The organism is Brachybacterium timonense (assembly GCF_900258505.1).
Classification (GTDB): Bacteria; Actinomycetota; Actinomycetes; order Actinomycetales; family Dermabacteraceae; genus Brachybacterium; species Brachybacterium timonense.
The window spans coordinates 1,819,734-1,846,731 of record NZ_LT984895.1; the positions used below are offsets into that span (position 1 = coordinate 1,819,734).

20 protein-coding genes and 3 tRNA genes are annotated in these 26,998 nt (G+C 66.5%); 9 read left to right on the forward strand and 14 right to left on the reverse strand.

Annotation, left to right across the window (positions count from 1 at the left end; translation table 11 throughout):
- Positions 1-9: 9 nt before the first annotated feature.
- From C8271_RS08060 to C8271_RS08070, 3 genes are read right to left on the reverse strand one after another with little or no spacing between them, the layout of a single operon-like run.
- On the reverse strand, positions 10-855 hold the full coding sequence (locus tag C8271_RS08060; protein ID WP_106506868.1) for a Nif3-like dinuclear metal center hexameric protein: 846 nt from the start codon (positions 853-855) through the stop codon (positions 10-12).
- Positions 852-1,316, reverse strand: a complete 465-nt coding sequence (gene sufU, locus C8271_RS08065; RefSeq protein WP_106506869.1) for a Fe-S cluster assembly sulfur transfer protein SufU — start codon at positions 1,314-1,316, stop codon at positions 852-854. The genes C8271_RS08060 and sufU overlap by 4 nt, the downstream gene beginning before the upstream one ends.
- Positions 1,313-2,599: an aminotransferase class V-fold PLP-dependent enzyme gene (locus C8271_RS08070; RefSeq protein WP_106506870.1), complete on the reverse strand. Its 1,287-nt coding sequence runs from the start codon at positions 2,597-2,599 to the stop codon at positions 1,313-1,315. Before C8271_RS08070 ends, sufU begins: the two co-directional genes overlap by 4 nt.
- A gap of 312 nt (positions 2,600-2,911) precedes the next feature.
- On the opposite strand from C8271_RS08070, the gene C8271_RS08075 reads away from it, so the two are divergent.
- Positions 2,912-3,133, forward strand: coding sequence for a hypothetical protein (locus C8271_RS08075; protein WP_106506871.1), 222 nt, complete (start codon positions 2,912-2,914; stop codon positions 3,131-3,133).
- Positions 3,134-3,220: 87 nt separating this feature from the next.
- Complete coding sequence (locus C8271_RS08080; RefSeq protein WP_138774542.1) at positions 3,221-9,262, forward strand: Ig-like domain-containing protein; 6,042 nt, start codon at positions 3,221-3,223, stop codon at positions 9,260-9,262.
- Between the two features lie 25 nt (positions 9,263-9,287).
- Here the strand turns inward: C8271_RS08080 and C8271_RS08085 are convergent.
- Both C8271_RS08085 and C8271_RS08090 read right to left on the reverse strand, forming a co-directional pair.
- Positions 9,288-9,361, reverse strand: a tRNA-Val gene (locus C8271_RS08085).
- A 7-nt stretch (positions 9,362-9,368) separates the two neighbouring features.
- Positions 9,369-9,788 (reverse strand): DUF3052 domain-containing protein, encoded by a 420-nt coding sequence (locus C8271_RS08090; protein ID WP_106506873.1) that lies wholly within the window; start codon positions 9,786-9,788, stop codon positions 9,369-9,371.
- Positions 9,789-10,090: 302 nt separating this feature from the next.
- Here C8271_RS08090 and aceE point away from each other — a divergent pair, with 302 nt between their 5' ends.
- From aceE to C8271_RS08115, 5 genes are all read left to right on the forward strand, one after another.
- Positions 10,091-12,865, forward strand: a complete 2,775-nt coding sequence (aceE, locus tag C8271_RS08095) for a pyruvate dehydrogenase (acetyl-transferring), homodimeric type (RefSeq protein WP_170957833.1) — start codon at positions 10,091-10,093, stop codon at positions 12,863-12,865.
- A gap of 84 nt (positions 12,866-12,949) precedes the next feature.
- Complete coding sequence (locus tag C8271_RS08100; protein ID WP_106506875.1) at positions 12,950-14,014, forward strand: ACP S-malonyltransferase; 1,065 nt, start codon at positions 12,950-12,952, stop codon at positions 14,012-14,014.
- A 1-nt stretch (position 14,015) separates the two neighbouring features.
- Entirely contained in the window at positions 14,016-15,017 is a 1,002-nt protein-coding gene (locus C8271_RS08105; RefSeq protein ID WP_106506876.1) for a beta-ketoacyl-ACP synthase III, read from the forward strand.
- 182 nt (positions 15,018-15,199) lie between these two features.
- Entirely contained in the window at positions 15,200-15,448 is a 249-nt protein-coding gene (locus C8271_RS08110; RefSeq protein ID WP_106506877.1) for an acyl carrier protein, read from the forward strand.
- Between the two features lie 105 nt (positions 15,449-15,553).
- A complete protein-coding gene (locus tag C8271_RS08115; protein WP_106507966.1) occupies positions 15,554-16,795 on the forward strand; it encodes a beta-ketoacyl-[acyl-carrier-protein] synthase family protein in 1,242 nt (413 codons plus the stop codon).
- A gap of 106 nt (positions 16,796-16,901) precedes the next feature.
- Here C8271_RS08115 and C8271_RS08120 read toward each other — a convergent pair whose 3' ends face one another.
- The 4 genes from C8271_RS08120 to C8271_RS08135 form a co-directional block, all read right to left on the reverse strand.
- Positions 16,902-17,393, reverse strand: a complete 492-nt coding sequence (locus C8271_RS08120) for a DUF3145 domain-containing protein (RefSeq protein ID WP_106506878.1) — start codon at positions 17,391-17,393, stop codon at positions 16,902-16,904.
- Positions 17,394-17,476: 83 nt separating this feature from the next.
- The gene (locus tag C8271_RS08125) at positions 17,477-17,965 is read right to left on the reverse strand and encodes a peptide deformylase (protein ID WP_106506879.1); all 489 of its coding nucleotides are present in this window, start codon (positions 17,963-17,965) and stop codon (positions 17,477-17,479) included.
- Positions 17,962-18,471 carry an OsmC family protein gene (locus C8271_RS08130; protein WP_106506880.1) on the reverse strand — a complete coding sequence of 170 codons (510 nt, stop codon included), beginning with the start codon at positions 18,469-18,471 and terminating at the stop codon, positions 17,962-17,964. Before C8271_RS08130 ends, C8271_RS08125 begins: the two co-directional genes overlap by 4 nt.
- Before the next feature lie 141 nt (positions 18,472-18,612).
- A tRNA-Asn gene (locus tag C8271_RS08135) sits at positions 18,613-18,688 on the reverse strand.
- Positions 18,689-18,884: 196 nt separating this feature from the next.
- On the opposite strand from C8271_RS08135, the gene C8271_RS08140 reads away from it, so the two are divergent.
- A tRNA-Ile gene (locus C8271_RS08140) sits at positions 18,885-18,958 on the forward strand.
- Between the two features lie 58 nt (positions 18,959-19,016).
- On the opposite strand, the gene C8271_RS08145 is transcribed toward C8271_RS08140, so the two are convergent.
- The 4 genes from C8271_RS08145 to dusB form a co-directional block, all read right to left on the reverse strand.
- Positions 19,017-19,778: a DsbA family protein gene (locus tag C8271_RS08145; RefSeq protein WP_106506881.1), complete on the reverse strand. Its 762-nt coding sequence runs from the start codon at positions 19,776-19,778 to the stop codon at positions 19,017-19,019.
- An 85-nt stretch (positions 19,779-19,863) separates the two neighbouring features.
- Positions 19,864-21,822: a DNA primase gene (dnaG, locus tag C8271_RS08150; protein ID WP_106506882.1), complete on the reverse strand. Its 1,959-nt coding sequence runs from the start codon at positions 21,820-21,822 to the stop codon at positions 19,864-19,866.
- A 1-nt stretch (position 21,823) separates the two neighbouring features.
- Complete coding sequence (locus C8271_RS08155; protein WP_106506883.1) at positions 21,824-23,155, reverse strand: deoxyguanosinetriphosphate triphosphohydrolase; 1,332 nt, start codon at positions 23,153-23,155, stop codon at positions 21,824-21,826.
- A 1-nt stretch (position 23,156) separates the two neighbouring features.
- The gene (gene dusB / locus C8271_RS08160) at positions 23,157-24,353 is read right to left on the reverse strand and encodes a tRNA dihydrouridine synthase DusB (protein ID WP_106506884.1); all 1,197 of its coding nucleotides are present in this window, start codon (positions 24,351-24,353) and stop codon (positions 23,157-23,159) included.
- Between the two features lie 166 nt (positions 24,354-24,519).
- Here dusB and C8271_RS08165 point away from each other — a divergent pair, with 166 nt between their 5' ends.
- Complete coding sequence (locus tag C8271_RS08165) at positions 24,520-25,590, forward strand: LLM class flavin-dependent oxidoreductase (RefSeq protein WP_106506885.1); 1,071 nt, start codon at positions 24,520-24,522, stop codon at positions 25,588-25,590.
- Positions 25,591-25,603: 13 nt separating this feature from the next.
- Here C8271_RS08165 and C8271_RS08170 read toward each other — a convergent pair whose 3' ends face one another.
- Positions 25,604-26,995, reverse strand: coding sequence for a glycine--tRNA ligase (locus tag C8271_RS08170; protein WP_106506886.1), 1,392 nt, complete (start codon positions 26,993-26,995; stop codon positions 25,604-25,606).
- Between the last annotated feature and the right edge of the window lie 3 nt (positions 26,996-26,998).

Here is a 26,998-nt window from a genome sequence, read left to right on the forward strand (position 1 = left end):
CCGCCAGAATCAGGACGGGGCGTGTCCCTGCCACGGGTCCGTCCGGACCGTGCTGATCTGCACCGAGATCTCCGGCAGGCTCTCCCGCAGCAAGCGTTCAGCAAGCGGCAGCCAGAGCGCCTCGCTCGCCCAGTGCGCCACGTCGATCAGGGCGGGCACAGCGGACGCGTCCGCAACGGATTCCAGATGCTCGAGAGCCGGATGGTGCCGCAGGTCCGAGGTGATGTACACGTCAGCCTCCGTACCACTCACCGTCTCCAGCAGTGAGTCGCCCGCACCGGGGCAGACAGCGACCGTCCGCACAGGACGGTCTGCCTCGCCCGTATAGCGGATCCCCTGGATCGTGGCGGGCACCGCAGTGGCGATCCGCTCGGCAAGCTTTCCGACGGTGGTGGCCTCGGACAGCTCACCGACGACACCGAGCCCCAGGCTACGTGATCCAAAGTTTGCTTCAGCGCCGACGTCAGCGCTCTCCACGAGCGGCCGCGTCGTCTGAAGTTCCAGGAGCTCCTGCCAGGCACCGACGGTGCCGCGGCTGGAACGATCCACGTTCGTGTGACCGCACCACAGGGCGCAACCGCCCTGCAGCAGGGTGGTCGCTACAGCGCCCTTTCCCGTGTCCGCTGGCAGGAAACTCACTCCGCGCAGCAGCAGCGGGTGGTGGGTGATCAGCAGCTGAGCACCGGCGGCGAGAGCTTCCCGGGCGACAGCGACGGTGGGGTCGACAGCGAGCAGGATGGAGGTGACGTCGTGGTCGCGGTCACCGAGTACGAGCCCGGAGCGGTCCCAGCCCTCCGCCCAGTGCAGCGGGTAGGCGCCTTCGAGAACGTCGAGCACCTGGCTGAGCGTGGTCATGGCGTCTCCTGTGCAAGAGTGAGCGCCTCGAGCACGCTGGCGCGGTAGGCCTTCCACGGCAGCAACACACACTTGACTCGACCCGGGAAGCGTGCGGCGCCGGAGAGCGCAACGCCGTCACCGATCAGGTCCTCATCACCGCCGAGCTTCCCGCGGGAGGTCATGACCTCCTCCATGTGGGTGAGCATCGGTTCGATCTCCGCGCGCGTGTGGCCGATCATGAGCTCGGCCATGATCGACGCGGAGGCGCGGCTCATGGCGCAGCCGCTGGCGTCGTAGGAGATGTCCTCGACCCGTTCATTGCGCGTATCCAGGTGCAGGCGCAGCGTGATCTCGTCACCGCACACCGGATTGACGTGGTGCACTTCGGTGGTGAAGTCCTCGCGCAGCCCCGCATGGCGCGGGTGTTTGTCGTGCTCGAACACGATGTCGGTGTAGAGCGTGTCCAGTGAAGTGCTCATGCGCGGGCCTCGAAGAAGTCGATGGTGCGGCGGACGCCGTCCACCAGTGCATCGATGTCCGCCGACGTGGTGTGTACGCCGATGCTGGCACGGGTGGAACCGTTCACACCGTACCGCCGGTGCAGGGGCCACGCGCAGTGATGCCCGACCCGCACGGCGATTCCGAGAGTATCGAGCACCTGACCCACATCGTGGGTGTGCAGTCCGTCGATGAGGAACGACACTGCGCCGCCGCGCGGTATGGCGGGATCGACCGGTCCCAGGATCTGGACGCGATCGATCTGACGCAGCCCGTCGATCATCTGGCGGGCGAGTTCCAGCTCGTGGTCACGTACCGCGTCCATGCCAAGGGCATCAAGGTAATCGCAGGCGGCGGCAAGCCCCACGGCCTGACTGATCGGCGGGGTACCAGCCTCAAAGCGAGCGGGAGGCTCCGCCCAGGTCGATCCTTCCATAGTGACCGTCTCGATCATGGATCCGCCGGTGAGCACCGGTGGCATCACCGAGAGAAGCTCCGGCCTGCCCCACAGCACACCGATGCCCGTCGGCCCCAGCATCTTGTGTCCGGAGAAGGCAGCGAAATCCACGTCCAGGGCAGCAAGGTCTACGGGACCGTGCGGCACGGACTGGCTCGCGTCCAGCACCGTGAGCGCGCCGACGGCTCGGGCGGCGTCGACGATCTGGGGCACGGGGTTGATGGTGCCGAGCACATTGGACTGGTGGGTGAACGCCACAACCTTGGTGCGCTCTGTGAGCAGAGCATCGAGGGCGCTGAGGTCCAGCTGGTAGTCCTCTCCCAGGCTGATCCAGCGCAACCGAGCACCACTACGGCGCGCCGCCTGCTGCCAGGGCACCAGATTCGCGTGGTGCTCCATTTCGGTCACGAGGATCTCATCTCCCTCGCGCAGGCGAAGCTGATCGGGAACGGCTGGATCGCCGTCACTCAGCGACAGCGCCACGACGTTCAGCGCTTCGGTGGCGTTCTTCGTGAAGACGACACCCCGGGCGTCGTCGACGCCGACGAATCGGGCAATACGCTCGCGAGCGCCTTCGTAGGCGTCGGTCGCCTCCTGAGCGAGCTCATGGGATCCGCGTTTGACGGCCGCGTTGTGGGCAATGAGGAAGTCATGTTCGGCGCGCAGCACTGCGTCGGGTCGCTGTGACGTCGCGCCGCTGTCGAGGTAGACGATCGGGGACCCGGCCTCGCGGCGCCGCTGCAGCAGCGGGAAGTCTGCGCGCACGGTGTCGATGTCGAAGCGGTGCGGCTCGTGCGATGACGACATGCGTGCCCTTTCCTTGATACGGCAAGCGGCCGGAACAACCAGCCCAGTATATGCAACGCGTATCATGCGTAAATCGTCGCCACCAGTGCGGGCCTCCAGCATGCCCCTCGCCAAGGCCCGCAGCCCACAGCACCAATCCCCACGGTTCCATGCCAACGGGTCGGGGCGCACACGAGACAGTGCGCCACCAGGTCAGGGCGCCACCAGGCCAGGGCGCCAGGCGACGTGAGAAGCTGGCTCAACGATCAGTACCCGGTGCCGCCATCGCACCATGGCCAGCACCGGATGCCCAGCATGAACAGGAGCCCTCGCATGCCCACCGTGATCCTCATCGTCTTCGCGATCGCGCTGGCAGTCTCACTGGTGGTGGGCGTCACTTCCCTCATCGCCCGCGAGCGTGACCGCGCGCGCCGCCCTGCCGCTGACCCCACACCGGCCGAGCGCGAGCGGAATCGCTCAGCAACCATGGTCTGGCTCATCGCCGCGATCAGTATTCCCGTGATCCTCGTCATGCTCTACGCAATCACCCGCTGACCTGCACGGCTAACCGTGGCGCCCCCGACAGCAGTCCACGAAGACCCTCACTGGGTGAACGCACGGTGACCCTCCGGTGCCGCATCGGTGACCTCGCCATCTCTGCATCTCAGCGCGGCCGTCAGCGGCGCTATTCTTCCCACGGCGCCGCTCAACGCGAGCCTCGCTGAGCCGCGGCACCATCAACACAGCGGCATGCGCGGGACCGAAGGAGAGCAGGGCGTGATCGGGCGCACGAGACCGGGACGAATACGGCGCTCCACAGTGGCGGCGACGGCCGTGCTGTGCGTGCTCGCCCTCACCGTCACCGTGCTGGCCTTGCGCTTCCCGGGCATTCGGTCCTCGGACGTCGATGTCAATGACGGCGGCGTCTGGATCGTGAACTCCAGCGATGGCGTGATGGGCCGCTTGAACGTCGAAGCCCGTGAACTCGACGCCCGCATCGCAACCGTCGGCGATGACCTCGACATCGAACAATCCGGGTACACCCTCGTCGAGACCGGCGCGCGAGGCTTCTCCCCGATCAACACCTCCTCGATCACTCGTGCCCCGATGGCCGAGACACCGCCGGGCTCCACCGTGCACGTGGGCGCGGACCGCATCGTCGTCGCAGCCCCCGACGGTCGCGTCTGGGTACTGACGCGAGACTCCGCCGCCTCCTTCGCGGCCGCGCAGACCGAACCCGTCTATAAAGGGGACGGTTCCCTGCCCACTGTCGCTGTTGCCGAAGACGGCACCGCCTTTGTGCTGGACAAGGACAAGCTGATCACGATCCCGGCCGGCAACGGTGACCCCTCCGCCTCGGAGCCGAAGCAGATCGGCGGACTCACCACCGACGAGGAGAAGCGTCAGCTGACCGTCGTCGGCAGCACGCCCGTCATTCTCGATGCTGAGAACAGACTGCTGCGGATCGGTGAGAAGGGACGCTCCGTGGATCTCACCCCGCAGGGCGTGAACGATCTGAGCGCCGCTCGGCTCCAGCAGCCGTCGGACCACTCAGATCATGTCCTGCTGGCCCTACCTGGTTCGCTTGTCTCCCTCCCGCTCAGCGGAGGCAAGGCGACCATCACCGACGTCGGTGGTACGGGTGAGCCCGCCGAGCCGGTGCAGGCCCGCGACTGTGACTACGGCGTGTGGAACGGGTCGATGCGCTACCTCACACGCTGTGGTGACCAGGAGGCGCAGGCCGAGGCTGTGCCGAAGGCCTCCGGTGGGGCAGACCTTGTGCTGCGCCGCAACCGTGACCTGGTGGTGCTGAATGATCAGCAGACCGGTATGGCGTGGATGATCAGCCAGGACATGCAGCTGGTCGATGAATGGTCCATCACGCAGCCGATCAAGACCGAGCAGGAGCAGGAGACGGAAGAGGAGACCGTCACCTCAACGATCGAGAACATCGCCCAGGAGCGGGACGAGGAGAACCGTCCGCCCGTTGCTAACGACGACGCGTTCGGGGTGCGCGCCGGGCAGAACGTCGTCCTGCCCGTGGTGCGCAACGACACGGATCCGGACGGGGATGTGCTGACCGTGGCGTTGAAGGGTGAGCAGCCTGCCCTCGGCACCGTCTCGACGATCCGCGGCGGCACGCAGCTGCAGATCACGATGGCGGAGGACGCCTCGGGCACAGGCACTTTCACCTACGAAGTCGACGACGGCCGCGGCGGTAAGGACTCGGCGACGGTCACGCTGACCGTCCACGCACCCGACGCGAACAAACCCCCGCAGCCAGCTGACCAGTCGCTCACACAGGTCCAGGTGCGCTCGGGCAAGAGTGTGTCGCTCAATGTCCTCCCGTATTGGCAGGACCCCGAAGGCGATGCGTTCTATCTGGCCGATGCCACGATGGAACCCGAGGACGTCGTCACGTTCCGCCCCGACGGACTCGTGACCATCGATGATGCTGGCCTCGCGACCGGCACCAAACAGGTTTCGCTCACCTTCCGCGATGAGCAGGGTGCAACCGCCGAAGGCGTGCTCGAGGTGGAAGCCGTTGAGAGCTCCGACCTCGCCCCCATCACCACCGCGGACCACATCCAGGTCACCACCGGCTCCCGCGGCAGCATTCGTCCGCTCGCCAACGACATCAACCCAGCTGGCGGGGACCTCGAGCTGACGAATGTGAGCGGTGCGGACGGGCTCACGGTCGAGCCCGATCTGCTCACCGGCACCGTGACCGTCGCGGGTTCTGCGCCGGGTGCGTACTACCTGGAGTACACCGTCGGCGCGGGCGGCGCATCGTCGCTGGGCCTGATCCGGGTGGATGTTGTCGACCCGAGTTCAGAGGGTCTCGAGCCCGTTGCCGTCGACGACCTCGGGCTCGTGACCACCGGTGGCTCCGTGCTCGTGGACCCGCTGGAGAACGATGTGGATCCCACCGGTGGCGTGCTTGTGGTCAACTCGGTTCAGGGCACCGAGGGCACAGGCCTGAAGGCCACCGTGATCGGGCATCATCTGGTGCGCATCGAGGCGGAACCCGGCGCCCAGGTGAGCGAAGAACCGGTCCCTCTGACCTACGACGTGGCGAACGAGGCCGGGAGCACCACCGGTCGCATCCGCGTCATGGTCGCGGCGACAGACACCCAGTTCGCGAACCCTGTTCCCGCGCCCGATGATGCCGTCGTCCGCGCCGGGGACATGGTGATGATGGATGTCCTCGCCAACGACCTCTCCCCCACGCATTCACCGCTGCGGGTCTCACGCCTGCTGGATACCTCGGGAGCCGACGCACTCGGTCATGCTGAGGTCCACCGTGATCAGATCCGTTTCACCGCCGCACCCGGCGCCGCCGGGGAAGCGACCCTCACCTACGAAGTCATCGACGAGACTGGCCGCACCGCCTCGGCACGGGCAACCATCACGGTGACCGCTGAGGACGCTCCGAACACCCCGCCCCGCCCGGAGAACCTGGAGGCACGCACGGTCTCCGGGCAGTCCGTGCGCATTCCCCTGACCACCACGGGCGTCGATGCTGACGGTGACTCGGTGATGCTGATGGGCATCACGTCGCCCGCGCCCGCGCTCGGCGAAGTCACGTCGACCAGCGGCGGTTGGATCGAATACATCCCGCATGAGGGGGCTGTGGGCACCGACCGCTTCCGCTACCAGGTGATGGATCGGTACGGGGCGGTGGGCACCGCCGAAGTGCTCGTCGGCATCGCCCGCCCCTCTTCGCTCAATCAGCCGCCCTTCGCGATCGACGACACGGTTGACGTGCGTCCGGACCGTGTCGTGCAGGTGCCGGTGCTCGACAACGACACCGATCCGGAGGGGTCCGATCTCGCCATCGTGCACGACCAGGTCGAGCCGACCACGGATATCGAGGTTCTGCCGCCCCGCTCGGACCGTTCTGACCCGTTCGTCACGGTCCAGACACCGTCGGAGCCGGGCACCCACACCGTGCTGTATTCCGCGTCCGACGGGCAGCTGTCGAGTCCGGCCCTCGTGACCTTCCGTGTCGACCCGAACGCACCGCAGCGCGCGCCCATCGCCTACGACGATTTCGTGTCCGCGTCCGACGTCCTCACTCAGGATGCGACGAGCATCGCCGTCGACGTCCTCGCCAACGATCGGGATCCGGACGGCACCACAGAGGAACTCACGGTCGCCTTGGACGACCCGGATTCGGGCACCACGCTTGACGGCAGCGTCGTCCATGTCACTCCCCGCGAGGAGCAGCAGCGGATCCGCTACACCATCACTGATCAGGACGACCTGTCGAGCTCGGGCTACATCTGGGTGCCGGGAACCTCGAAGCAGGCCCCCGTGTGGGTCGGCGGTGAGCTCGAGGTGCGCGAGGGATCCTCCGTGTCGGTGGATCTCTCCTCTCCGAAGAACGTCACGGTGCGACCGGGCGGCTCACCTGCACGGATCACGGACCCGAATCTGGTGGATGCCGCCCATGACGACGGCTCCGGTCTGGTCGTGGATGAGTCCACCCTCGAGTACCGCCCCCAGGAAGGGTTCACCGGCGAGGATTCGATCACGGTCGAGGTGGCCGACGGGGCTGTGGGTGACGACACTGCCGCCACGGGGACGCTCTCGATCCCGGTCACGGTGCTGCCCGCAGAGGGCAATTCGCCGCCGGAGTTTCGCGGAGCTGTGCTCGATGTCGAGCTCGGTGGCCCGACCGCAACCCTCGACCTCACCACGTCCGCAGAAGATGCTGACGGCGACACCCTCTCCTTCGCGGAGGGCAGTCTGCCACCGATGCCGGACGGTGTGAACGTCGAGGTGCAGGGCGATCAGTTGCGCGCGACCGCGACGCCCCAGGCATCCAAGGGCGAGATCATCCAGGTGCCGGTGACGGTCTCTGACGGCGACAACGACCCTGTCGAGGCAACCTTCCAAGTGGTCGTCGGCGGCAGCAAGCGGCCTCTGGCGGCACCGGTGCGGGATACGGCCGAGGTCCATGCCGGCTCCGAGATCCGGCTGAACGTCTTGGAGAACGACTCGAATCCCTTCCCGGAGAAGCCCCTCACACTCGAGGGTGCCGAGCTGGTAGCAGGCAAGGGCACGGTCAGCACCGCCGGCGACCAGGTGGTGATCACGCCCGATCCGGAGTTCGCTGGCGTGCTCACTGCGTCGTACACCGTGTTGGACGCCACCGGTGATCCGGAGCGTCGCCGTTCCGGTGAGGTACGTCTGACGGTGCTGGGCAAGCCCGAAGCCCCCTCCGCGCCCCGGATCGGTCAGGTGGGCGATGGAACGGTCGAACTGCTCATCACGCCGGGCGCCGACAACGGCTCGCCGATCACGGGCTACACGGTCACGTCTGTATCCGGGCCGCCGGTCACGGCCGAGTGTGAGTCGACGTCCTGCACGATCGACGGACTTGTCAACGGCACCGAGTACACCTTCCAGGTCGTGGCGCACAACGCCGTGGGCGACTCCCCTGCCTCGGCGGCATCAGCACCGGCGCGTCCGGACGTGCGCCCGGAGGCTCCGGCGCCGCCGAGCGTTGAGCGGGGCGACGGTGAGCTTCAGGTGTCCTGGTCCGCCCCGAAGAATCGCGGCTCAGCCCTGCAGACCTACACGCTGCAGATGCAGAATGCTGACACCGGAGCGCTCGAGACCAAGAAAGTGCCCGCCGCGACGACCTCGCTGACGTGGTCCGGGCTGAAGAACGGTGTCTCCTACCGCTTCCGGGTGCAGGCGGCGAACCTGGCCGAGGAGCCTTCTGATTTCTCGGGCTGGTCATCGAATGAACATCCTGCCGGCCCACCGAAACCTCCGAGCAAGGCTCCCTCTGTCAAGCGCGTGAATGATCCGCTGGGCGGCGGTATCGAGGTGAGCTGGCCGGAGCACACCGAGGCGCAGACGAATGGCGAGCCGATCACGGCATACGTCGTGCATGCTTCTGACGGCAGCACGCACCGAGTTGACGGCAAGAAGACCTCGCTCACCCTGCGCGGTCTGGATCAGGACACGGAGTATTCCTTCCACATCGTCGCCCAGAACTCGGTCGGTTCGAGCTCACCGGGTCCGGCGTCGAAGAAGCTCGTGCCCTTCGCCGTGCCCACAGCGCCCGGAAAGGTGACGGCGCAGGCGCCACCGGGTACGGATCCCAAGGTCGGCCCCAATGGCTCAGCACATGTGACCTGGACGGAGGCCGATGGCCGCGGCACGCCCATCACCGAGTACGTCATCACCTGGGACGGCGGTTCGAAGACGGTCGACGCGAAAACTCGTTCGGCCACGATCACCGGACTGAAGAATGGCACGTCCTACACATTCACCGTGCAGGCACGCAACGGGCACACGGGCGGCGAAGGCCCCGTGGCACGCTCGAATTCGTGGACCCCCTTCACGGCACCAGCCAAGCCCAAAGCGATGCCTCGCCCGTACACCTGTCCGAAGGACGGTCCGAGCTGCTCGATCACCTATGACGTGGAAGTGGTGAACGACGGTGGAAAGCCCATCGAGAAGGTGGAGTATCGAATCACCGCCGAAGATGGTTGGAGCGGCGGCTGGGGCGAGTTGGACGTCTCGTCTGGACGTGGCGCATTCACCATCAAGGAATGGCCAATGGGACAGACGATCACCGTTGATGTCCGCCTCACGAATTCGGAAGGCCTCTCAACGACCTGGTACAAGAAGGTTCGCCTGGACCCTGGAGCAAGTGGTCCCTGAGGCAGACGCCGCGGGAGACCATGAGTGGGTCGTGAGGGGCTCGAACCCCCGACCTTCTGGGTGTAAACCAGACGCTCTGACCAGCTGAGCTAACGACCCGGGAACGTCACCCGTTGCGGGAGGCGAGACGGGTTCCCGTCCAGTCTTTCGCGAGCGAGTGACTGCCCATAACGCGAAGGCCCGCGGTATTGGCGGCCTCCTGCACATCGGCGGGCAGCACATGACCATCTCGGCCTGGCTTCGGGGCGAGCACCCAGATCGGGCCACCCGGCTCGAGCGTGGCAATGGCATCGACCAGGGCATCGGTGAGGTCACCGTCGCCCTCGCGCCACCACATCAGCACGGCGTCGACGATCGTCTGAGCGTCCTCATCCTCGAACTCTTCGTCGAGCAGGTCCTCCACCGCGTCGCGGAACTCCATGTCCACGTCGTCGTCGTACCCGAGCTCCTGCACGATCTGTCCGCTGGTGATCCCGAGCTCCTGAAGAAGGGCGCTGGCGCGGCTGGCGTCGGCCGAGGGTGACAAAGGGAGAACTCCTCACGGGTGGGTTGAGATGGTCGGGTGCACGCACGTGACCGGCGGGCTGATCGCCGACGGCGAAGCAATGCGGTGCGGGGAGATTGTATGCCACACCGGGCCACGCGCACCGTCGAGACGACGAACGCGGGCATGTTTGTGTTCTCACGTACCGAGCACGCGCTCAGCGGAGCCAGGTGGAGCGGACGCGGGTACGCTTGGCCGAGGCGAGGTAGCCGTTGCCGCGCGCAGAATGTGCGCGTACGAGGTTGATCGACGCGACCGTGCTCCGGTCGCCCCACCGGCGCCCCATGTCGGCTGCGACAGAGAGAAGGACTAGCGTGACTGCGAAAGACACCCCCCGTCCGATCGGACTGAACCTGCCCAGCCATGCGGCTGATCCCGACCCCGAGGAGACCCGCGAATGGCTTGACTCCTTCTCCAGCCTGGTCGAGGCGCGGGGGGCGGATCGTGCCGGCGAGATTCTGCAGGGGGTCATCCAGGAGGCTCGCCACTACGACATTGATCTCCCGGATTCACTGACCACCGATTACGTCAACACGATCCATGTTGATGATCAGGGCGAGTACCCCGGCAACACCGAGTACGAGCGGGAGATGCGCAACATCGTGCGCTGGAACGCTGCCATGGTGGTGCATCGTGCCCAGCGCCCGGGTGTGGCCGTGGGCGGGCACCTCTCGAGCTTCGCGTCGATCGCGAACATGTACGAGGTGGGCTTCAACCACTTCTTCCGCGGCCGCGGTCACGCCGGTGGTGGCGACCACGTGTTCTTCCAGGGCCATGCCTCCCCCGGCATTTACGCCCGCGCTTTCATGATGGGTCGCCTCAGCCAGGAGGACCTCGACGGCTTCCGCCAGGAGTTCTCCCATCCCAAGGGCATGCCGTCCTACCCGCATCCGCGGTCGATGTCGGACTTCTGGGAGTTCCCGACGGTCTCGATGGGCATCGGCCCCGTGGCTGCCATCGAGCAGGCCTCCTTCGACCGCTACCTGCATAATCGCGGTCTGAAGGACACCAGCGACCAGCACACCTGGGCGTTCTTGGGTGACGGCGAGATGGATGAGGTCGAGTCCCGCGGCGCTCTGCACATCGCCGCGAAGGAGCACCTGGACAACCTCACCTTCGTGGTGAACTGCAACCTGCAGCGCCTGGACGGCCCGGTGCGCGGCAACGGCAAGATCATCCAGGAGCTCGAGAGCCAGTTCCGTGGCGCCGGCTGGAACGTGATCAAGGTGATCTGGGGCTCCGGCTGGGATCCTCTGTTGGAGGCCTCCACTGATGGCGCGCTCATCGATCTGATGAACGCCACGCCCGACGGCGACTTCCAGACCTACCGCGCCGAGAACGGCGGTTTCATTCGCGATAACTTCTTCGGGCGCGACCCCCGCACCAAGGCTCTCGTGGAGAACCTGTCCGATGACGACATCTGGTGGAAGCTCAACCGCGGCGGGCACGACACGAAGAAGATCTACGCCGCGTTCAAGGCTGCTGTCGAGCACAAGGGCCAGCCCACTGTTGTACTCGTGCACACCATCAAGGGGTACCGCCTCGGCAAGAACTTCGCGGGCCGCAACGCCACGCACCAGATGAAGAAGTTCACGCTGGAAGACCTCAAGGCGCTGCGCGACACCCTGCACATCCCGATCTCGGATGAGCAGCTCGAGTCCGGAGACGTATACGACGCCCCGTACTACATGCCGAGCGAGGACTCCCCCGCTTTGCAGTACTTCCGTGAGCGCCGCGCGGCGCTTGGCGGTCCGGTCCCCTCCCGATCGACGAAGCACACTGCGCTCACGCTCCCGGGCGATAAGGCCTACGACGTGGTCAAGCGCGGCTCGGGCAAGCAGGAGATCGCCACCACCATGGCCCTCGTGCGTCTGCTGAAGGACCTCATGCGCGACAAGGAGACCGGCAAGCGCTGGGTGCCGATCATCCCGGATGAGGCCCGCACCTTCGGTATGGATTCGCTGTTCCCGACGGCGAAGATCTACAACCCCGACGGTCAGAACTACATCTCGGTGGACCGCGACCTGCTGCTGGCCTACAAGGAGGCCGCGTCCGGGCAGATCAAGCACATGGGCATCAATGAGATCTCCTCCACCGCGGCCTTCACCGCGGCGGGCACCTCGTACGCCACGCACGACTACCCGATGATCCCGTTCTACATCTTCTATTCGATGTTCGGGTTCCAGCGCACCGGCGACTTCTTCTGGGCCGCCGGTGACCAGATGGCGAAGGGTTTCGTGATCGGCGCGACCGCTGGCAAAACCACGCTCGCCGGCGAGGGTCTGCAGCATATGGACGGCCACTCGCCGCTGCTGGCGTACACGAACCCGGGCACAGTGATCTACGACCCGGCATACGGCTACGAGATTGGTCATATTGTGCGTGACGGCCTGCAGCGCATGTACGGCGAGGACGACCGCCTGCAGGAGGTTTTCTACTACCTCACCGTGTACAACGAGCCGATCGTGCAGCCCTCGGAGCCGGAGAATCTGGACGTCGACGGTCTGCTCAAGGGCATGTACGTCGTGGAGCCAGCACCGGAGGGTGATGGCCCCGAAGTGCAGCTGCTCGCCTCGGGCGTCGGTGTGCCCTGGGCGCGCCACGCACGCGAACTACTGCGCGACGACTTCGGCGTGCGGGCCACCGTGTGGTCGGTGACCAGCTGGACGGAGATGCGCAAGGATGCCCTCGAGGCGGAGAAGCACACCCTTCTACACCCCGAGGAGCCGCGCGCGCCGTGGATCTCCGAGCGTCTCGAGGGTGTGACCGGCCCGTTCGTCGCCACCAGCGATTTCGATTTCCTGGTTCCGGATCTCATCCGCCCGTGGGTGCCCGGTCGCTATGGCGTTCTGGGAGCCGACGGCTGGGGCTTCTCCGATACGCGCCCCGCAGCCCGCCGCCACCTGAAGATCGACGCGCACTCCATGGCCGTCAAGGCACTGCAGATGCTCGCGCAGGATGGACGGATCGACCCGTCGACCGTTCGCCAGGCGCTGGATCGCTACGACCTGGAGAACGTCCACGCTGGCGAGTCCGGCTCCTTCGGAGGCGACGCCTGACCGTCCGAGGCGCCCGCGGATGCACGATGCCCGCGGGCGCCTCCACGTTGTCGTTCCATCACTATCAGCACCCCGGAGGTCCCCGTGATCGCCATTGTCGCCCCCGGACAGGGCGCCCAGAAGCCCGGATTCCTCAGCCCGTGGCGCGAGCTGCCTGGCGCTGAGGCCGCACTCGCCTCGTACGCCGACCGCGTCGGTATCGACCTGGTCGCCCACGGCACGACATCCGATGCCGACACCATCCGCGACACAGCCGTGGCACAGCCTCTGCTCGTGGCCGCCGGAATCATGGCCGCAGACTGCCTGGTGGAGGGCGATGGTTTCGCAGCCGCCTCCACGGCTGGCGTACTGCCTGCCGTGATCGCCGGACACAGCGTGGGTGAGGTGACCGCCGCGGCTCTCGCCGGTGTTCTCGATGAGGAGCAGGCGCTGGACCTGGTCCGTGTCCGTTCCCAGGGCATGGCGGCTGCGGCCGCTCGGAAAGAGACGGGCATGGCCGCCGTGGTCGGCGGGGTGCGTGATGAGGTGCTCGCGGCTCTTTCCGCGCAAGGCCTGCATCCGGCGAACATCAACTCAGCCGCCCAGGTGGTGGCTGCCGGTCCCGTGGACGCGATCTCGGCGCTGGTGGAGAATCCGCCGGCTCGCGCCCGGGTGATCCCGCTGCAGGTGGCCGGTGCTTTCCACACCCCGTACATGGCCTCGGCCATCGATGAGCTGCGCTCGACTGCATCGGCAATGAATCCGCGCGATCCGTCGGATGCCGTCGTGCTGCTCTCGAATGCGGGCGGTGAGCGCGTGACCTCGGGCCGTCGCTTCCTTGACCTGATTGTCTCGCAGGTGGCCTCCCCGGTCGACTGGGAGGCGTGCATGAAGCAGATGAAGGATCTGGGGGTGACCGGGTTGCTCGAACTGAACCCCGGCGGCACGCTGACAGGTCTCGCCAAGCGCGAGCTCAAGGGGATTGCTCTACAGACCCTGAACACGCCGGACGACCTCGAGGCCGCCCGCTCTTTCCTACGGGAGCACAGCGCTGCCCTGTCGGCCGCCGGTTCGCCCTCAGCATCGGATGCCGGCGCCGCTGCCTCCGTCCCGTCAGCCGCGGTTCAGCAGACCCCTGCTGACGGCGCCAATCGTCGAGAGGACCACTGAGATGACCGTGCCCCTGCGCCCCCGCCCCACCGTGGCGGGCTCCCGCGTGCTTGCCTACGGTGCCGCTCGAGGCGAGCTGGATGTGCCCAACGATGATCTGGTGGCTCCGATCGACTCCTCCGATGAATGGATCCGTCAGCGCACCGGCATCATCACCCGTAACCGGGCCGGTCGCGACACCGGTGTCCAGGATCTCGCCCTGCAGGCCGCTCGTGAGGCGATCGAGACGTCGGGGATCGATCTGGAGTCTCTGGATGCGATCATCGTCTCCACGATTTCTTTCCCGTATCAGACGCCGTCGCTCGCCTCCTGGATCGCCGGTCAGCTCGGAACGCCCGACGTCATCGCCTATGACATCTCCGCTGCATGCGCGGGTTTCTGCTACGGCATCGGGCAGGCCGACGCACTGATCCGTGGCGGGGATGCGCGCCATGTGCTCGTGGTGGGCGCAGAGAAGCTCTCCGACTTCGTCTCCCCCACGGATCGTTCGATCTCTTTCCTGCTGGGCGACGGGGCGGGAGCTGCTGTCGTCGGCCCGAGCGAGCAGCCGCTGATCGGCCCGACCGTGTGGGGCAGCGACGGTGATCATTGGTCCACGATCCGTATGACCGGCACGATCACCGGCTTTCGTGACGGCGTATCCGAGTGGCCCACCCTTGAGCAGGATGGCCGCACGGTGTTCCGCTGGGCGGTCTGGCACACCGCGAAGAAGATCCGCGAGATGCTGGATCGCTCGGGGCTGACGGTCGAGGACGTTGACGTGTTCGTTCCGCATCAGGCGAACATGCGGATCATCGACGAGCTCGCCAAGCAGCTGAAGCTTCCCGAGGACGTCGTGATCGGTCGTGACATCGCTGAAACCGGCAACACGTCGGCCGCGTCGATTCCGCTGGCTACGCATCGCTTGATCCAGGAGGGAGCGGCCTCCAGCGGCGACGTGCTCGTCCAGATCGGGTTTGGTGCGGGCCTCGTCTACGCCGGTCAGGTCATTGTTTTGCCCTGACACATCCACGTCGCACGACAGACTCGCCGCGCAGCGCATCAGGCCTATCAGACCGACGAGGGCCCGAACGGTGCCTGCCCTCGATGCGTTGGCGACAGTCCGGATGAGCGACCTTGCACCCGCGCGCAGAGTTTGCAGGTACCCTTGCTCTGCCAGAACACCCGAAGACCAAGGAGCACCCCATGGCACACACGGAGAACGAGATCCTCGCGGGCCTCGCTGAGATCGTCAACGAGGAGACCGGTGTCGCCACCGAGGACGTTCAGCTCGAGAAGTCCTTCACCGACGATCTCGACATCGACTCCATCTCGATGATGACCATCGTGGTCAACGCTGAGGAGAAGTTCGACGTGCGCATCCCCGACGAAGAGGTCAAGAACCTCGTGTCCGTCGGCGATGCCGTGAAGTACATCGCGGGCGCCCAGGCCTGATCCCGCTCGATGCCCGGGTCCACGCGAACCGGGCATCGCTTGTCCCCGCTCACCGCGGGCATTGCTCATGACCGCTCGTCCCGCCGAACCGAACCGGAGGTCCTCGTGACTGCAACTCCCGCCCGCGTGGCTGTGACCGGCCTGGGAACTGTCAATCCCCTGGGCGGCGACGTCGCATCGACATGGACGGCGGCCCTTGCCGGTACGTCCACGGCGCGCACGCTCGAGAACGACTGGGCTGAGCGGTACGGGCTGAGCGTAAATTTCGCCTGCTCGCTCGCGATCGATCCACTGGAACACCTTGCTCGCCCGGAGGCGAAGAAGCTGGATCCGTCAGGTCAGTACTCGATGATCGCGGCCCGCGAAGCGTGGGCAGACGCGGGTTCACCGGAGGTCGACCCCGCCCGTCTCGGCGTTGTGGTGGGTACCGGCATCGGTGGCGTATGGACGATCCTCGAGCAGTGGGACACCGTCAAGGAGCGCGGCGCCCGCCGCGTCAACCCGTTCACCGTCCCGATGCTCATGGCGAATTCCTCGAGCGCCCACATCGAGCTTGAACTGGGCGCCCAGGCGGGCGCGCATACCCCCGTCTCGGCCTGTGCCTCCGGTGCGGAGGCTGTGGCGTACGGCTTTGACATGATCCGCAGCGGTCGCGCCGACGTGTGCGTGGTGGGCGGAACTGAGGCCTGCATTCATCCTCTGCCGCTGGCGGGCTTCGCGAACATCCGGGCGCTCTCCACGCGCACCGATGACCCTGAGCATGCGTCTCGCCCCTATGACGTGGACCGTGACGGATTCGTGCTGGGCGAGGGCGCCGGCATCCTGGTGCTCGAGTCCGAAGAACATGCCCGCGCACGCGGCGCACGCATCTACGCCCATGTAGCCGGTCGCGGCATGGCCTCGGATGCGCATCACATCTCCGCCCCGTCCACGCAGGGGCAGGCCCGCGCGATCCGCGAGGCTGTGAGCGACGCCGGCCTCGCTCCACGCGACGTTGTGCATGTGAACGCGCACGGCACCTCGACGCCGCTGGGCGACATTGGCGAGCTCGAGGCTGTGTCCCTGGCGCTGGACGGTGTGACCGACCAGCTCGTGGTCACCTCCACGAAGTCAATGACGGGCCACCTGCTGGGCGGTGCCGGCGCTCTCGAGTCCGTGTTCTCCGTGCTCGCGGCGCATCACCGCACGGTGCCGCCGACGATCAACATCGAGAACCTCGATCCGGCCGCTCCCCTGCAGATCGCTGACGGCCGCACCGTGGATCTGCCAGCGGGCGATATCGCTGTGCTGAATAACGCCTTTGGCTTCGGCGGCCACGACATCGCCGTGCTGTTCACGGGCGCCTGAGCTCACGCTCGCTGCTCATCTCCGCGGTGTTCGCACAACACTCGACTCGCCTCTTTTGTGCTCACACCGCCCGGTGCGCAGCCACTGCATTGGCCACGTTTCGCCCTTAACCCACGCGGTGCAGCCACCGCATCGGCACGCCCTCACCAGCGTGGCGGTAGATCTCGAGCTCGTCGTCCCACGGTGCGCCGAGTGCGATGTCCAGCTCGCGCCGCAGCGCGATCGGGTCGTGCCCGGCGCGTTCCATGCATCCGCGCACGTGGTCCTCGGTAAGCACGATGTTGCCGGCGTGATCCGTGGCGGCGTGGTAGACACCGAGATCGGGGGTGCAGCTCCACCGGGCACCGTCGTCGCGAGCGGTGGCCTCCTGGGTGACGTCGAAGCGTACGTCGTGCATTCCCCGCATAGCGGAGACGAGACGGGCACCGGTGTCCTCGCGTCCGGACCACGGCAACTCGGCACGCAGGAGCCCGCGGCCGACAGGCTGCTCTTCCCAGCGCATACGCGCAGGCACGCCGAGCACTCCACCGGCGGCCCATTCGACGTGAGGCGCGAGGGCTCGCGGGGCGGAGTGAATGTACAGAACGCCCTGGGTCATCTCGATCCTTCCGGTCACCGATGCGTCTTCCCCAACGAATCGGATGCACGGAGGAGGTCAGGACTCCCAGGTGTCGCCTCAGCTTAGAAGGTCTCGCGGATGGCCCGCAATGCTCGCTTTCTCACGGATCGTTCGAGGCCGTCGATGTAGAGCTCTCCGTCGAGATGCCCCACCTCATGCTGGATGAGCCGGGCGATGACGTCGTCACCGGCGATCTCGATGTCGTCGCCGTCCACGGTGGTGCCCACACAGCGGGCGTAGGCGGCGCGGGAGCGCGGGAACCACAGACCGGGCACCGACAGGCAGCCTTCATCGTCATGCTGCTGCTCGTCGGAGAGTTCGACGATGTGCGGATTCAGAATATGACCCACTCCCAGGTCTTCGTGCCGGAAGGAGAAGGCACGCAGCGTGACACCGATCTGATTGGCGGCCACGCCGGCGCGGCCCTCGTCGTCGACGGTGTCTTCGAGATCCCGCACGAGGGTGCGCACGCCGTCGGTGATATCCCGAATCGGATCGCAGGGCGTGCGAAGCACCGGGTCCCCGATGAGGCGTATCGGCCGGATGCTCACGCCTGATCCTCCGCGTTCTCGGGCAGTGCCGCGAATCCGTGGGCATCGAGGAGTTCATGCGTGACGTCGACGGTGTCCGCGAGGGTGCGCTCGACCGTGCAGCCGGCTGCGATCGCTCGTACGGCCACGCGCTCGATCTCCTCGATGGTGTCGGAATCGAGGCCGTCCAGCTCAAGCTGCATCTGCTCACGGACAGCCTTGTACCGGTTGCTCTCCCGATCGCTGCTGCCATGCGCCCACAGGCGCGCCCGGTAGTCGTCGCCCAGGCGACGCGCGAGCGCACGGTCACTGCTCATCCCGGCGCAACCGATGAGCGCGATCTTCAGCAGCTCGCCCGGGCTGACCTCGTTCTCGCCGTGCCCGATGGGGATCTCCACACCCCTGCTCGACCGCCCCACATACGATCTGGGCCCCACCCGGTCCACACTCACGCTGTCCTCGGTGACGGCGTCAGGGTTCTGGAACATCCCCTGCTGCTGATCGGGCGATGTGCTGGAGTCAGTCATGGGATGCGACCTCTCTGTGAACGCGATGGGTTGCCGACGAAGAGCACCGTCGTCGAGCGCACAGACCGAACTCTGTGGTGCACGCAGGGTGCCAGAGACAGCACAGCCCCGGACGAATCCGGGGCTGGCCTAGTGTTTCTCTGGCTCCCGCAACTGGACTTGAACCAGTAACCGTTCGATTAACAGTCGAATGCTCTGCCGATTGAGCTATGCGGGATCGACCTGAGAGATGCTAGCAGGTACCAGCGCTGTCCTGCACACGCGGGGGCGTTCGCGGCCCGTTCTATGACCCATCTGACATCTCGGCCCGGACGTACACCGATGTCATGGCGCCCGTATCCCTGCAGGTCACGCACCGCGTGGTAGATTTCTGAGGCCCTTGCGAGCTGTCTCGCATCGACAGGGGCGCAATCGGCCCAGTAGCTCAGCAGGTCAGAGCAGCGGACTCATAATCCGTCGGTCGCGGGTTCAAGCCCCGCCTGGGCCACCGTTGTTGTGAGGCTTCGCACCGCCGCAGACATCATGCCTGCAGCGATGCATACCGTTCAGACGCCGACGGCCTTCTCCAGCGCACCGGGCTGCGTCCAGTCTCCGTCCCAGATCGTCCCATCGATGATCACGGTGGGGGTTCCCACCTCGAGGGCGGCCGCTTCCGGTTCCACGACCTCAAGTGTCCATGGCACGTAGGCGCGCTGCACGATCTGTTGCACACAGGTCTCATCGGCGCCGCAGTCCTGGGCGATAGCGATGATCTCCGACAGTGTCGGGTCTGGATCCTCCCCGGTTGGTGCCTGCTGTGCGTACATGGCGTGCTCGAACTCCATCAGGAGTGCGGGGTCTTGGGCGTAGATCGCCGCGGCCGCGCAGGCTGCGTTCTGAGAGAAGGTCGATTCGCGCCGCGCGTCGAGCATGGGGCGCGGATGGATGCGCAGCACAACGGACTCATCCTTCACAAGACCGTCGATGTACTCACGGTGCATCTCCATGAAGCCCTTGCAGGGCGGGCAGCGGAAGTCGAGCAGCAGATCCACGACGGGGCCGCTGCTGTCCGCAGAAAGCTCGAGATAGGGCACGCTCCGGTCGATGTCGCGGTCGCCGTCGGCTGGCGGCGTCGGGGTCGCGTCATCGACGGCATCCACTGGCGTCCGAGCACCGGCGTTGTCCGAAGCGCCGCCATCGGACCCTTCGCCTTTAGCAGTACCGCCGGATCCATCGCTCACGTCGGAGCCGCATCCAGCCAGAGCGAACGCGAGCACGCCGGAGGTCGTCAACAGCACCGAGCGTCGAGAGGGCCACAGAGTCGTCATACGGGTATGTTCTCGTATCAGCGCCGGCACTGCGCGGTCCATCGGTCCCGTGCCCGTACGCGGCCCCATGCGAACCCGTTCGCCTTCACCCTTCCCCGCGCCGCAGGCGCCGGCGTTTTTCCTGCACGGTCGCGAGACGACGCAGGAGATCCTGCTGTTCCTCCTCTGTTTCGGCGCGGCGCAGGCGCTGGGTGAGCACCGAGTACTCACGGGTGATGGACAGTTCCGTCAGCCGGTCCATGAGTGATGAGCCCAGCCGCGCGAGGTCGTCTTCAGTGCGGGCCGGGAGTTCCTGGTTCGCGATCTCGACGATGAGCGGACGCACGGTCTCCCCGGCGATCTCGAGGACCTGCTCGAGGTAACGGGCAGGGGCCAGCTGCCCATCGACGGCGTCGAGCAAGGTGCCGGCGGCCAGCATCACGTCCCACACTCCCTGCAGAGCGGGAACGTGGAAGGAGTCGTCCGGCAGTGCGCCAACCTGTTCGGGGTCCAGCAAGGTCGGTGCCTGCAGCATGATGGCGAGGGACTGCACCTCGACCTGGCCCACGGGATCACGCGGCCGCACCACGTCGGCGAGCCGCACAGTCGGGAGGCCTACATCCTGCCCACTGTCCGGTCCGTTGGATTTCTCGTGCTCGTCCCGCAGGACGTGTCGGCCCGTGTCGGCTCCTCCGCGTGCGGCTTCGTGGACAGCGCGCAGCACCGTGCGCTCGTCCATGCCGAGCCAGCCAGCCAGGCGACGTGCGTACTCCGGGCGCATTGCTCTGTCTCGGATCCTCGCTACCACGGGGGCCGCCATGCGCAACGCGGTGACCTGCCCTTCGACCGTGTCGAGGTCCACCTGGTCGATCATGGAGCGGATCGCGAACTCGAACAGCGGCCGCCGCGACTGCACCAGCTCCACCACGGCCGCGTCACCGCGGGCCATGCGCAGATCGCAGGGGTCCATGCCGGAGGGCTCGACCGCCACGAAGGTCTGGGCGACGAACCGCTGATCCTCCTCGAAGGCCCGCAGCGCGGCTTTCTGTCCGGCGGCATCACCGTCGAAGGTGAAGATGACTTCGCCGCTGAGCGATCGTCCGTCGGCGTTCAGTCGCAGTCCGGCCGACGGGTTCGTGTCTCCCATGACGCGTCGGACGATCTTCACGTGATCGGAGCCGAAAGCCGTGCCACAGGACGCCACAGCCGTCGTCACACCGGCAAGGTGCGCGGCCATCACATCCGTGTAGCCCTCAACGACGACGACTCGATGCTGGGCTGCGATCTGTTTGCGGGCAAGGTCCAGGCCGTACAGCACCTGGGATTTGCGGTAGATCGCGGTCTCCGGGGTGTTGAGATACTTGGGCCCCTGGTCGCTTTCGAGCAGCCGCCGCGCTCCGAAGCCAATGGTGTTGCCGGTGATGTCGCGGATCGGCCAGACCAGGCGGCCGCGGAAGCGGTCGTAGACGCCGCGCTGCCCTTGGGAGACGAGTCCGCTGGCGGTGAGCTCCGCCTCGGTGAAGCCGCGTCGACGCAGCACACCGGTGATGTTGTCCCAGCCTTCGGGTGCGAAGCCGACACCGAATTGCTCGGCAGCTCGCTGGTCGAAGCCGCGTTCAGTGAGGAAGCGTCGGCCGATCTCAGCGGCCTGGGTGCCGAGCTGTTCTCGGTAGTACTCCTCGGCGATGGCATGGGCGTCGAGCAGACGTCGTCGGGTACCGAAATCGGGTCGGTCACCCCCGCTGCCACGCCCGGTGTCTTCGTAGTGGAGCTCGACGCCGTAGCGGCCGGCGAGCATCTCGACGGCTTCGACGAAGCTGAGGTGGTTGATCTTCTGCACGAAGGAGATCACATCCCCACCCTCGCCGCAGCCGAAGCAGTGCCAGTGGCCCAACTGTGGGCGGATATGGAACGACGGCGTTTTCTCGTCGTGGAACGGGCACAGTCCCTTCATCGAGCCGATGCCAGCGCTGCGCAGTGTGACGTGTTCGGACACCACTTCGTCTAGGCGCGCTCGCTCGCGCACGAGATCGACATCGGCACGACGGATCAGTCCTTTCGCCATGTCAGAGTTCCGATCCGAGGCCGGGCAGGGGGAGATCGGCGGCAGTCGCCTGTGCGTCACCGTGTTCGTACAGGTCGGCGTGGAGGCGGCGCGCGGTGACGTCGGTGTAGGAGGCGATCTGGTCGATGATCACGCGACGGCGGGCGTCGTCATCGGTGGCAGCCTCCCATAGCTCAGCGAAGAGGGGATCCAGGTGGGTTCGCCCCGTGGTCCACAGCCGCCCGTACAGGTCCCGGAGGATTTCCTCCTGCTGCTCATAGACGGGCTGCTGGTCAGCGGAGCTCATGACGTAGGCGGCGGCAAGACCTTTCAGCACGGCGATCTCCAGCCGCGTGTCGTCGGGCACCACGACGTCTCCCCCGTAGCGGGCGAGCGGTCCGTCGCCGTACGCCTCCCGGGTGGCAGCGACGACGCTACGGGTGAAGCGTCCAATGAGCTGGCTGGCCATATCCTTCAACGCGGCGGCGCATCGCAGCGAGCCGTCGAAGGTCGTGACCCAGATCGGGAGCGCTTCAAGGCGGGTAAGCGCTTCGTCCAGTGCGGGGATGTCATCGTGCGGCGTGTACCAGTCCTGGACCACGTACAGCGCGGCCGCTCGTTCCATGGGATCCGACAGTTTTGCCAGCTCCAGGGCGCCGCCGGTGACGGCATCTTCCACGTCGTGCACCGAGTAGGCGATGTCGTCGCAGATGTCCATGACCTGCGCTTCGATGCATTTCTGGCCGACGGGGGCGTTCTGCCGCGCCCACGTGAACACGTCGAGGTCGTCCTCGTAGGCGCCGAACTTCGGGGAGTCGGGGTTAGGGCCCTGCCCGCGACGCCACGGATACTTGATGGCGGCGTCAACCCCGGCGCGGGTGAGGTTCAAGCCGTAGGGGCGCTCGGCGCTGAGGATCTTCGGTTCAAGCCGGGTGAGCAGCCGCAAGGTCTGGGCGTTGCCCTCGAATCCACCGAATCCTGCCGCGAGGTCGTTCAGCACTCGCTCACCGTTGTGGCCGAAGGGCGGATGCCCTAAGTCATGGGACAGGCACGCGGCGTCCACGACATCGGGGTCGCAGCCGAGTTCGGCGCCGATGTCGCGGCCCACTTGCGCGACTTCGAGGGAGTGAGTGAGTCGGGTGCGGACGAAATCATTCGACCCGGCGCCGAGCACCTGCGTTTTCGCGCCCAGCCGACGCAGCGCGGAAGAGTGCAGCACACGGGCGCGGTCACGCTGGAACGGCGTGCGGGACTGAGACTTTGGTGGCTCGTCGGCCCAGCGTTCCACGTCGGCGATTGTGTAGCCGGCCGGCACGGAAGCATGCGTGCCGTCAGCCTGCGGGGTGTACGTCATCTCAGCCTCCCGAGGTGTCCAGCTCGGCTTCGTGGAGTCGCTGGCTGTGTTCGGGGCTCAGCTCCCGCGAGTCCATCCAGCCTTCGGGCACGATCGCGCGTTTGGGCCGACCGGCGCGGCCACGCGGTCCTTCGACGTCACCGCCGGGGTACGGCACGCTGTGATCGAGCTCGGCGAGCTTCTCATCGAGATCCGCGATCGATTCCATGGTGGCTAGCCGGTGCCGCATCCGCCCGCCGACGGGGTAGCCCTTGAAATACCAGGCCACGTGCTTGCGTAGGTCACGCAGGCCACGCCCTTCGTCCTCGAAGAACTCTACGAGCAGTTCCGCGTGTCGGCGCACGACCCGACACACCTCCCCCAGACTCGGCTGCACCCGTTCGTCGCTGCCAGCGAAGGCCGCGGCGAGATCCGCAAACAGCCAGGGCCTTCCCTGGCAGCCACGTCCGACAACGACCCCGTCGGCCCCGGTGCGATCCATCATCGCCAACGCGTCCTCGGCGCTCCAGATGTCGCCGTTGCCTAGCACCGGGATGTCGGTGACGAGCTGCTTGAGGTCGGCGATCGCCTCCCAGTGGGCTTCGCCGGAGTAGTGCTGCTCCACGGTGCGTCCATGCAGAGCGATGGCGGCGACCCCCACCTCCTGAGCAATCAGTCCCGCATCACGGTAGGTGAGGTGATCCGCGTCGATGCCCATGCGGGTCTTCACGGTCACCGGCACCTCCCCGGCGGCATCGACTGCGGCGCGCACGATGCGGGTGAACAGCTCGCTCTTCCATGGCAGCACCCCTCCGCCACCGCGGCGGGTGACCTTCGGCACGGGGCAGCCGAAGTTGAGATCAATGTGGTCGGCTCGATCACGCTCAACCAGCATCTCGACCGCACGCCGCACGGTGACGGGGTCCACGCCGTACAACTGCACGGAACGGGGCCGCTCCCGCTCCCCCATCGTGACCAATCGCCAGGACTCTCGGTGTTCCTCCACGAGCGCCCGGGAGGTCACCATCTCTGACACGTACAGGCCGCCATCATCGGCGCTGTGGCGGGCACCGAACTCACGGCACAGCAGTCGGAACGCCATGTTGGTAATCCCAGCCATGGGGGCGAGCACCACCGGTGTGTCCACCGTGTGCGGGCCGATCGTGAGAGGCCGACGAGTGGCGGGGGCGTCGGCAACGGGGGTCTGAAGCGCAGTCATCCCCGCGATTGTCCCACCCCGGCGTGGATCCCGCCGGACCTGTGGAACCGGCCGGTGGAAACCCCTGCGATCGGGAGGGCCCAGCCAGAGGTCGGCAACAGCTGGCACACTGGCAGGTGATCACCGTCTGCCCCGGCATCGCACCGGTCAGCCTCAGGAGGCTTCCATGTCCGACCCCGTCCGCACCGCTCCACCGCGCATCGGTTTCCTCGCCCAGGTCGAGCACACCGGGGTGGAGCAGCTGAGCGGAGGCGTGACCAGCCGCGGCCTTGAAGAGGGCGCTGCACTGTTCCGTCGGGCAGAGGAGCTCGGGTACGACGTCGGCTACATCCGCGTGCGCCATCTGCAGGACGCCGTCTCATCGCCGCTGCTGTACCTGGCGGCGCTTGGCCAGCATGTGCGTCGGATCCAGCTGGGCACCGCGGTAATCCCGCTGCGTTTCGAGAATCCCGGTCGCCTTGCCGAGGATCTGGCCACCGCAGATCTGCTGCTCGGTGGGCGCCTGCGCGCCGGCCTCAGCTCCGGCTACTCCGCGCATGACGCCATGTATGTGCGCGCTTTCGGTGAGTCGAACGGCGATGTGCGCGATCACGTGGATCGGGTGCTCGCGGACCTTCTGAGCTTCCTTGATGGCACCGTGGTCTCGCATGCCGATGCCCATATTGAAGGTGTCGCCCCGGGAACGCCGCTGACGGTGCAGCCGCAGGTTCCCGGTCTGCGTTCCCGCCTCGCGTACGGTGCGGCCACTGTCGAGCGCGCTGAGAAAGTCGGTGAGCAGGGCTTGAGTCTGCAACTTGCCACGCTCGCGCCTGATGACGGCTCGGGCCGGTCTTTTGAGGTCCTGCAGCGTGAGGTGATCGATGCCTACCGTGCCGCGAGCGAGAGCGCGGGTCACGGCCCCGGATATGTCTCGGTCAGCCGGCAGATGGTGCCGGTGGCCCATGAGGAGGACCTCGAACAATTCGTCTCACTGATCCCGCGTGAGCGCACGGCTGCAGCGGGCTCCACGAAGGAGCATCGCGGCCAGGAGATCGGCGGTCGCGACGCCGTCTTTAGCGAGGTCGTCATCGACTCCCCCGGTGTCGTCGCCCAGGCGCTCGTCGCCGACGCTGCCGTCCAGGCGGCCGACGAGATCGTGCTCACTCTGCCATTCGGCGCCACGGCGGAGCAGGAGCTCGAGGTGCTGTCTGTGTTCGGCGATCAGGTGCTGCCCCATCTGGTGACGGCGCTCGTCTGAGCCGGCGGCATCCTCAGGCTCCGATCAGCCGCTCCGCGAGATAGCGCTCAACCTGGTCGAGCGCCACGCGCTCCTGCGCCATGCTGTCGCGCTCACGCACGGTCACAGCCTGGTCGTCGGCCGTCTCGAAGTCGATCGTGATGCAGAACGGCGTGCCGATCTCATCCTGGCGGCGGTAGCGACGGCCAATCGCCTGCGACACGTCCATCTCGACATTCCAGTGCGCGCGAAGCGACGCGGCGAGGTCGCGGGCGCGGGGCACGAGGTCCTCGCTCTTGGACAGCGGCAGAACAGCAACCTTCACCGGGGCCAGACGTGGATCGAGCTTCAGAACGGTGCGCACATCCACGCCGCCCTTGGTGTTCGGCGCCTCGTCCTCAGCGTAGGCATCCACCAGGAAGGCCATGAGAGCACGGGTCAGACCGAATGACGGCTCGATCACATACGGCGTGTACCGTTCGCCGGCGGCCTGGTCGAAGTACTGCATCTTCGTGCCGGAGGCTTCGGTGTGGCTGCCCAGGTCGAAGTCGGTGCGGTTGGCCACACCCATCAGTTCACCCCACTCGCTGCCCTGGAAGCCGAAACGGTATTCGAGGTCGATCGTGGCGTCGGAGTAGTGGGCACGTTCGCCGTCGGGCACGTCGAAGCGGCGCATGTTCTCCGGGTTGATCCCGAGATCCACGAACCAGTTCCAGCAGGCCTCAACCCATTCGTCGAAGCACCTGCCGGCATCCTCGGGACGGGTGAAGTACTCAATCTCCATCTGCTCGAACTCGCGGGTGCGGAAGATGAAGTTGCCGGGTGTGATCTCGTTACGGAAGGCCTTGCCCACCTGCCCGATACCGAACGGGGGTTTCATGCGCGCGGCGGTCACGACGTTGAGGAAGTTCACGAAGATGCCCTGTGCCGTTTCAGGCCGCAGGTAGTGCAGGCCGGAGCCATCATCGACGGCACCAAGGTTGGTCTTCATGAGGCCGGAGAACTGCTGCGGATCGGTGTACTGACCCCGGGTTCCGCACTGCGGGCAGGGCACCTCCGCAAGCCCACCTTCTGGAGCGCGACCCTTGCGCTCGGTGAACCCTTCGATGAGGTGGTCCTCGCGGAAGCGGCTATGGCAGGAGCGGCATTCCACGAGCGGGTCCGTGAAGGTCGCAACGTGGCCGGAGGCTTCCCACACCTTCGCCGGCAGGATGATGGAGGAGTCCAGGCCCACCATGTCCTCACGTGCGGTGACGAAGGTGCGCCACCACTGCCGCTTGATGTTCTCCTTGAGCTCAACGCCCAGCGGCCCGTAGTCCCAGGCCGACCGTGTACCGCCGTAGATCTCACCGGCCGGGAACACGAATCCGCGCTTCTTGGCGAGCGCAATGACGTTGTCCAGCGTGCTGGCGGGGGCCTTGGCCACGGT